This is a genomic window from Pelomonas baiyunensis, assembly GCF_043555935.1.
GTDB lineage: Bacteria > Pseudomonadota > Gammaproteobacteria > Burkholderiales > Burkholderiaceae_C > Pelomonas > Pelomonas baiyunensis.
Genome location: NZ_JBIGIB010000011.1, coordinates 1 through 8495, shown reverse-complemented (window position 1 = coordinate 8495; position 8495 = coordinate 1). Strand labels below are relative to the sequence as shown.

Annotated in this window: 9 protein-coding genes; 7 read left to right on the top strand and 2 right to left on the bottom strand. The window is 62.9% G+C overall.

Features of this window, described 5'->3' with window-relative positions; translation table 11 throughout:
- Positions 1-501: 501 nt before the first annotated feature.
- Together ACG01O_RS22170 and ACG01O_RS22165 are read right to left on the bottom strand one after the other, a co-directional pair.
- Positions 502-981: a hypothetical protein gene (locus ACG01O_RS22170; RefSeq protein WP_146100201.1), complete on the bottom strand. Its 480-nt coding sequence runs from the start codon at positions 979-981 to the stop codon at positions 502-504.
- Positions 982-1089: 108 nt separating this feature from the next.
- Entirely contained in the window at positions 1090-1893 is an 804-nt protein-coding gene (locus ACG01O_RS22165; RefSeq protein ID WP_180318920.1) for a DeoR/GlpR family DNA-binding transcription regulator, read from the bottom strand.
- Between the two features lie 116 nt (positions 1894-2009).
- Here ACG01O_RS22165 and ACG01O_RS22160 point away from each other — a divergent pair, with 116 nt between their 5' ends.
- Genes ACG01O_RS22160 through ACG01O_RS22130 form a run of 7 tightly spaced genes read left to right on the top strand, consistent with a single transcriptional unit; the run spans position 2010 to position 8396 of the window.
- Positions 2010-2723, top strand: coding sequence for an HAD family hydrolase (locus tag ACG01O_RS22160; protein WP_017405786.1), 714 nt, complete (start codon positions 2010-2012; stop codon positions 2721-2723).
- Entirely contained in the window at positions 2716-3858 is a 1143-nt protein-coding gene (locus ACG01O_RS22155; protein WP_017405785.1) for an ABC transporter ATP-binding protein, read from the top strand. The genes ACG01O_RS22160 and ACG01O_RS22155 overlap by 8 nt, the downstream gene beginning before the upstream one ends.
- Before the next feature lie 9 nt (positions 3859-3867).
- The gene (locus ACG01O_RS22150; RefSeq protein ID WP_026062490.1) at positions 3868-4740 is read left to right on the top strand and encodes a carbohydrate ABC transporter permease; all 873 of its coding nucleotides are present in this window, start codon (positions 3868-3870) and stop codon (positions 4738-4740) included.
- Positions 4737-5570 carry a carbohydrate ABC transporter permease gene (locus ACG01O_RS22145; protein ID WP_026062489.1) on the top strand — a complete coding sequence of 278 codons (834 nt, stop codon included), beginning with the start codon at positions 4737-4739 and terminating at the stop codon, positions 5568-5570. Before ACG01O_RS22150 ends, ACG01O_RS22145 begins: the two co-directional genes overlap by 4 nt.
- Positions 5571-5588: 18 nt before the next feature.
- Positions 5589-6851, top strand: a complete 1263-nt coding sequence (locus ACG01O_RS22140; protein ID WP_017405782.1) for an ABC transporter substrate-binding protein — start codon at positions 5589-5591, stop codon at positions 6849-6851.
- Positions 6852-6866: 15 nt separating this feature from the next.
- On the top strand, positions 6867-7658 hold the full coding sequence (locus ACG01O_RS22135) for a phosphodiesterase (RefSeq protein ID WP_017405781.1): 792 nt from the start codon (positions 6867-6869) through the stop codon (positions 7656-7658).
- An 18-nt stretch (positions 7659-7676) separates the two neighbouring features.
- Positions 7677-8396: a PRC-barrel domain-containing protein gene (locus ACG01O_RS22130; protein ID WP_252980476.1), complete on the top strand. Its 720-nt coding sequence runs from the start codon at positions 7677-7679 to the stop codon at positions 8394-8396.
- The last annotated feature ends 99 nt before the right edge of the window (positions 8397-8495 follow it).

Sequence of the window (8495 nt, the reverse complement as noted above, 5' to 3'; positions counted from 1 at the left end):
GAGGCCACCATACCCGTTTACAAAGCGAACAGGAAAGTCAATGAAATCAACGGTCTACCCAGACCACCCCCGCGCCAGTGCTAGCTTTGCGTACCGTCACTTATTGCACTGAAAACGAGGAGACCCCCAAGGAGACGGGCTCGAGCTGTGGAAGCCACCGCGACCACTCCGCCTCGGGCAGTGCGGCCAGCAAATGGTTCTTCTTCGGTTGGTCGATGGTCGGCATTCGAGGTTCCAGTCAAGAGGATCGTTTGAACGATCGAAATATCGTCGAGCCGGGGTGGCTCGAAGATTCCCCCTGATCTGTTCGCTGGCGAACTTATAGCCGTGCTGGCGACCAGCCGGTGCAGGGATTTGCCTGCATTTTTCGCGGTGTCGCAAATCGCAAGCGATCGTTGTCTATCTCGGTATTAAGTGCGCTACCGAACAGACGATTTCTCCCGGTTCGGGCGATGTCGACGATGTGGATGTCGGTGAGGAGGAATCAAGCGCCAGAGCAAGTCAGTTTCTCCAACTGAATGTCGAACAATCTTCGTGTGGCACCTTGTTGAACACCGTCAGCACCGTGCTGCGTTGGTTGCTCCGATCGTCGACGGAGGCCCGCAACGTCAATCGCCCCCGACGACGTATCGCACACACCGACCCCAGCACGACCTCCAGCAGCGCCTCTTCCAGTGCGTCCCTGTCGACCGTCCACGCAGAACACGCTCGGTCGACGTCCACAGCGACGTCAACGCAACCGTCGAAGGTGTGCCTGAGGCGGTGGGCAAAGGAGCAGAGAAACGGCAGCACCTCGACGGACACAGGACGCAACGTCCTGCATTCGGCGATCGAAAGCAGCACGGCGGCACAAGCGTCATCGTCGTGCGCACCCGCCGAGAACCTGACCCCCCTCTGCTTCTGCAGCGGCTCGTTCATCGCCTGCGCGGACGCGGAGCCTCCCGTGGCAGGGGTTGGAGGCGGTGACAGCAATGCGTTCATGGCGGGTCGGAGATGGGCGTTGGCGTTCATCCTCGGGCCGGATCGTGCACATGTCTGTACGCTGGCGAACGGAAACCGTTGGCCGGTCAGGGGATGACGGTTTGCGTCCTAGTGACCATTCTCCTCGGCGTTAGCCACCAACACCTCCACACCGGCCTTCTCCAGTGAATGTCGCACCTCATCGGTGATGCCATCGTCGGTGAACACGCGCGCGACCTTGTCGAGATGCGTGATCCTGAAAATGGCCTGCGCCTTGAATTTGGAGGAGTCGACGAGGACATTGACGGACTGGGCGGCGTCCACGAAGGCTCGGTTCATCACGGCCTCCTCCGGTGTCAACATGCCGATGCCCCCGCTCGCGGAGATGCCGTGGACGCCGAGGAAGGCCGCTCTCACGGTGATGTTCTCGAAAGCACCTGTCTCGAGGCGACCGACACTCGTCATCTTCTGAAAATCCACGGTACCGGGCAATAGATGCACCGTGGCGTTTCTGCTCTTGGCCAACTCCATCGCGACGGTGAGTCCGTTGGTCACGACGTGAAGATGGTGGTGACCTCGCAGCGCTTCCGCGAGGTGTCGGCAGGTGGTCCCACCGTTGACCAGGATGCAATCACCGTCCGACACGGATTGGGCTGCGAGTTCTGCGATGGCTCGTTTCTCGCGGTAGTTTTCCCTCTCCCGCTCCGCGTAGCTCACGCTCTCGTAACGCGCCCAACCCTCCGCATACACCTCGTTGCCGGGAATCGCCCCTCCTCGCGTGCGGGCCAGCACACCCCGCTCCTGCAATTCGATGAGGTCGCGCCGCACGGTGATGGGCGAGGTCTGAAAACGCTCAGCCAGCACGCTGACTTCGACGACGCCCCCTCCTTGCAACAGGGCGACGATTTCTTTCTGGCGAGCTGCTTTGAGCATCTGTTTTCTTGCATCTCAGGACGGTTGACGCGCGAGGTGTGCGCGTGATCGGTGCGGAAACTGTACCGCCCGTATTTGTCACGAGTTTGACTCATCATGTTCGTAACATCCAGTTCATGAACACTAACGATCAAATACGAACAGTCGTCTTTGATGTCGATGGAACCCTTTTCGACACCCTTCCCTCCCTCGCAGCGGCGGCCAATGAGGTACTTGTGCTGGCCGGATTGCAGGCCATCGAGCCGCAGCATCTTCGTCCGGCCTTGAGCCAGGGCATCACCGCCCTCTTCCAGAGCGCGCTCCGGCTTCAGACAGCGTCTGTGCCACTCGCGCTGGCCTCGCGCCTCGAGAAGGCCTTCCAGCAACGCTATGCATCGCACTGGCTGCACAAAGCGGTGGCATACGACGGTGCTCTCGAGCTTCTGTCGATGCTTCGTTCGCAGGGCATCGCCCTGGGGATCTGCACGAACCGCGATCAGGACTCGACACGCACGCTGCTGGACAAGGCAGCACTCACCGGCTTCTTCGATGTGATCGTCGGCCTGGGCGATGCCGAGCATCCCAAGCCGGACGCCGCGCCGTTGCACCTCGCACTCACCCAACTGGGCGCGACGCCGCAGACGGTTCTCTTCGTCGGGGACTCCGGCATCGACGCGGCATGTGCCCAGGCCGCCGGCGTACGGCTGGCGGCTCACCTGGGCGGCTACGCGGCCAACCCCGACGACTTGCGCCCGTACGTCGTCGCGTTTTCGGACTACGCGGAATTCCACAGCTGGATGGCCGCCCGGACATCGACTCAGTCAACGGCGGAGACGACTCACCATGTCTGACATCCAGATCTCGGGCCTGACCAAGCGCTTCGGCAGCGCTGCCGTTCTTCAGGAACTCGACCTGACCGTGCGCGACGGCGAATTCCTCACCCTGCTCGGCGCATCCGGTTGCGGCAAGTCCACCTTGCTGAAGCTGATCGCCGGCCTGGACACGCCCGACACGGGCACGATCCGCATGGGAGACCGCGACCTGCTCGCCCTGTCGCCCAGCGCGCGGGACTGCGCGATGGTGTTCCAGTCCTATGCGCTGTACCCCCACATGACAGTCCGCGAGAACATCTCGATGCCACTGGTGATGCGTGGCCTCGGATTCTGGGGTCGCCTGCCGGGGGCACGCCTGGTGTCCCCCGGGGTGCGGCGACGGCTCGCCGACATCCATGCCAGCGCGCAGGAGGTCGCACGACGACTCGCCATCGACGGATTGCTCGATCGCAAGCCGGCGCATCTCTCAGGCGGCCAGCGCCAACGCGTTGCCCTGGCGCGTGCGATGGTTCGCCACCCTTCCGTTTTCCTGTTCGACGAGCCCCTCTCGAACCTGGACGCCAACCTTCGGCATGCGCTGCGCGCCGAAATCCGCCAGCTTCACGACCAGTTGGGCGTGACGTTCATCTACGTCACCCACGATCAACATGAAGCGATGTCCATGTCGGACCGTGTCGCGGTCATGCGCGAAGGCCGCATCCTTCAGGTCGCGCCACCCGAAGATCTGTACATGCGACCCCGAAGCCTCGAAGTCGCGCGATTCGTCGGCGCGCCGCGGATCAACGTCGTGCCGGGCGAGATCCTCGCCAACGGCGAGATCCATTGCCTGGCGCAACGCATCGCGGCTACCCCGGGGAACAGCGGACCCTGCCATGTCGCCTTCCGGCCCCAGGCGGTCACCTTGGCGAGGGCGCCTGGCCTCACCGTGCGCGGCGTGGTCGGCCATGTGGAATATGCGGGCACCGAATTGATGGCCACGCTGACCCTGCCGAGCCAGGGCGAGGCCTGCATCGTGTGCCTCCCGGCCGGCACGGCTGCGCGCGCAGGGGCCGAGTTCGAGGTCACGGTCCCGTGGGAAGCGCTGCATGTCTTCGACGCAGGCGGTCAGCGCCTGTCGATCGATCGATGCGACGTCCTGGCCCGGGTTGCCTGAAAGCCGACGATGCGCATCCATCCCCTCTCCACAGCGTCGCTTCTCGCACCCGCGGGACTTCTTGCGACGGTTCTGCTGTTCATCCCCGTGCTGGCCGTCGTTCTGATGTCGCTGACCGATTGGCAGTTCGGCGCGACCACGCTGAACTGGGTCGGCCTGCAGAACTACGCCGAACTCTGGTCGGACGCGGTGTTCCGCAAGTCCGTCGCCAACACCCTCGTCTACCTTGTTCTCGTCACCGGGGGCTCGATCGTGCTGGGCCTGAGCCTCGCGCTGTTGATCGAGTCCGATCGGTCGGGACGCGGCTTCTACCGAACCGCCTTCTTCATGCCGGCCGCGTCGACGCTGATCGCCATGGCGGTCGTGTGGGAGTTCCTGCTGCATCCGAGCGCCGGGCTCGTGAATCACCTGCTGATGCAGGTCGGCCTCTCGCCCCAGAACTGGCTCAACGACCGGCGGCTCGCGCTGTACTCGCTCGCCGCGATCGGCATCTGGCAGATGTCGGGGCTGGCATTGGTGTTCTTCCTGGCCGGCTTGCAGGGCATTCCTCGCGACGTGCGCGATGCGGCAGAACTCGACGGCATCGAACGCCCCTTCGATCGCTTCCGCTTCGTCACCTGGCCGTTGCTGGGCCCCACCACCCTGTTCGTCATCACCGTGTGCGCCATCCGCGCCCTGCAGGTCTTCGACACCGTGCATGTGCTCACGAAGGGCGGGCCGAACAAGGCCACCGAGGTGCTGCTCCACACGATCTACACCGAAGGTTTCAGCTTCTTCCGCATGGGCTACGCCAGCGCCATGACGGTCGTCTTCATTGCAGGCATCTTCCTCTTGACCCAGATCCAGCACGCCGCGCTGGAGCGCCGGACGCACTACGCATGAAACGTCCTTCTCCTTCCTTTCGGATCCTTCGCCACGGGGTCCTGATGGCCGTGGCGCTCGTCTTCCTGATGCCCTTCATCTGGATGGTGCTGACCTCGCTCAAGCCCGCCGACGAAATCTTCGGCAGCGAGATCCATCTCTTTCCGACGCGCTTTGCCGCGGTCGAGAACTACACCCTGGCGCTGACCAAGGTCCCCTTGCTGCGCTACCTGTGGAACGGCGTTCTCGTCTGCGCGGGGATCCTGGTGCTTCAGATCCTGGTGGCGCTGCCTGCCGCCTACGCCTTCGCCAAGCTGTCGTTCCGCGGCAAGCCGTGGGCATGGCGCCTGGTGATGCTTGCGCTCATGGTGCCGTACCAGGCCACGGCCATCCCACTCTACGTGATGCTGTACCACGCAGGTCTGCTCGACACGATGGGCGCGCTGATCCTGCCTTTCAGCGTGTCGGCGTTCGGCATCTTCCTGATGCGGCAGTTCTTTCGCACCGTGCCCGACGACCTGATCCATGCCGCGCGGCTGGACGGCATGGGTGAGCTGGAGATCGTCTGGCGCGTGATGCTGCCCACCGCCATGCCCGCCTTGCTGGCGTTCTCGATCTTCTCGGTGGTCTGGCACTGGAACGACTATTTCTGGCCCCTCCTGGTCATCAATTCACCCGATCTGGCGACACCGCCATTGGGAACCATGTTCTTCCGCAATGAGGAAGCAGGCAGCGCGTTCGGTCCTTTGATGGCCGGCACGGTGCTGATCACGGCGCCGCTGGTGCTGTTGTTCGTCGTCGCGCAAAAGCGCTTCATCGAAGGTGTGACGCTCACCGGCGTCAAGGGTTAAACCGCAAGGAATCAAGCAATGAAACAACTGTTCAAAAAAACCGCCGCCCTGACCATGTTGATGGCCGCAGGCCTGGCACAGGCTCAGCAACCGACCGAGATCGTCGTCGACTACGCCTACGCCGATCTTTTCAAGGAGGTCCATGAATCGATCGCGAGAGACTTCATGGCGAAGTTCCCCCAGTACAAGGTCACGTTCCGCGCGCCCAACTCCGACTACGAGGTCTCCGCGCAACAGGTCTTGCGCCAGGCCGTGACGGGCCAGCTGCCCGACGTGTCCTATCAGGGCCTCAATCGTCAGCGCGTGTTTGCCGACCGCGGGCTCGCCGTCGACCTCACACCCTTCATCAAGGCAGAGAAAGGCTGGGCCGGGATGGGCTACGACCAGGCGCTGCTGTCACTGGGGCAGGTCAAGGGTCAGCAGGTTGGCATCGGCTTTGCGCTGTCCACACCCGTCATCTACTACAACGCCGACCTGATGCGCAAGGCGGGCGTGGAGCCCGATCGCTTCCCGACGACCTGGGAAGCCATCATGAATGCGGCCAAGAAGTCGAAATCGGCAACCCCCGGCACGGACAGCCTGCACGTCGAGTGGGACATCACCGGCAACTGGATGTGGCAGGCGCTGGTCTTCAGCAACGGCGGCACCATGTTGACCGCCGACGAGAAGAAGGTGGCATTCGACGGCCCCGCAGGCAAGGCTGCCATTCAAACCCTCGAGCAGCTCGTCAAGCAAGGCGAGATGCGCAACATCGCCTATTCGGCCGCCTGGCAGGACTTCGTGAGCGGCAAGCTCGCGGTACTGGCGACGACCACGGCGCGCCTGGGCAGCATCACGAAGCAGGTCGGCGGCAAGTTCGAGATTCGCACCGCCCGCATGCCCGTGGCCAAGGACGGCCGCCTGCCGGCCGGCGGCAATGCAGCGATGATGTTTTCCAAGGATTCTGCCAAGCAGGCCGCTGCCTGGGAATACATCAAGTTCGCCACCGGCCCGCTGGGTGCGACGACCATGGTGAAGGCGACCGGCTACTTCCCGGCCAACACGCTGCCGGCGAACGACCCGAAGCTCCTTGCGCCCTTCTACCAGGCGAACCCCAATCACTTGACCGCCATCGCGCAGATGCCGGTTCTCACGGGCTGGTATGCGTTTCCGGGTGACAACGGCTTGAAGATCACCGATGTGATCAAGGATCATCTGCAGACCGTGGTCTCGCAAGAGGTGCAGCCCGCCGTCGCCCTCACCGACATGAGCAAGGCGGTCCAGGCACTGCTGCCGCGCTGATCGCCAGGCACGACCATGCTCAAGTTCATCCACATCACGGACATCCATCTTGTCGAGCAGGGTCGTGCCCTCTACGGGCATGACCCCGGCAAACGGTTCGAGCGCTGCATCGACAGCGTGATCGCCGAGCACGCGGACGCATCGTTCTGCGTGATCACGGGCGACCTCGCACATGTCGGGCACGCGGACGCCTACCGCCAACTGTCGGAGCAATGTGCGCGGCTGCCGATGCCCGTTCATCTGATTCTCGGCAACCACGACAGCCGGCCCAATTTCCGGGAACGCTTCCCAGAGGTGGGCGTGGACAACAACGGGTTCGTCCAGTACGAAAAAGCCGTCGGCAAGTTCAGAGCGCTGTTTCTCGACACCAACGAACCGGGAACGCATTCCGGCGTCTTCTGCGAGCAGCGGGCGAACTGGCTTTCTCAGCGTCTGGCGGAGGGCGATTCGCCGGTGCTGCTGTTCATGCATCATCCGGCCTTCCACCTCGGCATCCCGGTCATGGACCGGATCGGCCTGGTCGACAACGAATGGTTGCTGACGGCGTTGAAGGGCCACGAGCACCGCGTCAAGCACTTGTTCTTCGGCCACATTCATCGCCCCATCTCGGGCAGCTGGCGCGGCATCCCGTTCTCGACATTGCGCGGAACCAACCACCAGGTGGCGCTGCACCTTCGGGAATCGGAAGACATCCCGGGCAGCTTCGAGCCGCCACAGTACGGCGTCGTGCTGCTCGACGAGGATTCGGTGCTCGTGCACCTGCATGACTTTCTCGATCGCAGCGAGCGATTCTGGTTGGGCGCATAGCCCAAATACAGGGCCGGCATGCTCAGCGTCAACGGCCAGCAACCGAAGCTGGCGCCTTGGACGTTGCAGTGCGCCAGCGCACAGACCCACGCTTCATGGCTTTGTAAAACCGCGTTGAAGCATCTCAACCAACGAAAGAAGTCCATGAAGAAAACTCTCCTGTTCGCAGCGCTCGGCATTGCCGGCATGCTCACGACACTGACCGCCGCTACCGCCCAGGTCGCAGGTTCCACGACCACCATCGGTGTCACCATCACCGAGACCGATCACCTCGCACTTGGATGGAGCGTGAAGAAGGGGATTCTCGGCAAGACGGTCTACAACGATGCAGGCACCAAGATCGGAAAGGTGCAAGACCTGATCATCGACCCCGAGCGCAACGTGTCGTACGTCATCATCGGTGCGGGTGGGTTCGTGGGCCTGGGACAGCACGACGTGGCCGTGCCGATCGCGCAGATTCGCGACGAGGCCGGCAAGATCGTGATGCCGGGCGCCACCAAGGAGGCACTGAAGGCGTTGGCGCCCTTCAACTACGCGAGTGATACCACCCGACGCGACCGGTTCGTGGCAGAGGCCGATCGCGGCATCGCTTCGGCGAAGCAGGAGATGGCCGTTCTCGACAAGAAGGCGTCGAACGCAGCGGGCGACGTGAAGGCCAAGCTCGACCGCCAGAACGAAAACCTGCGGGTCGATCTGCGAAGCGCCGAAGACGGGGTCTCCTCGTTTTCAGTGCAATAAGTGACGGTACGAAAAGCTAGCACTGGCGCGGAGGTGGTGTTGGTAGATCGTTGATTTCATTGACTTTCCTGTTCACTTTCAAATCTGCGATTCGTGGCG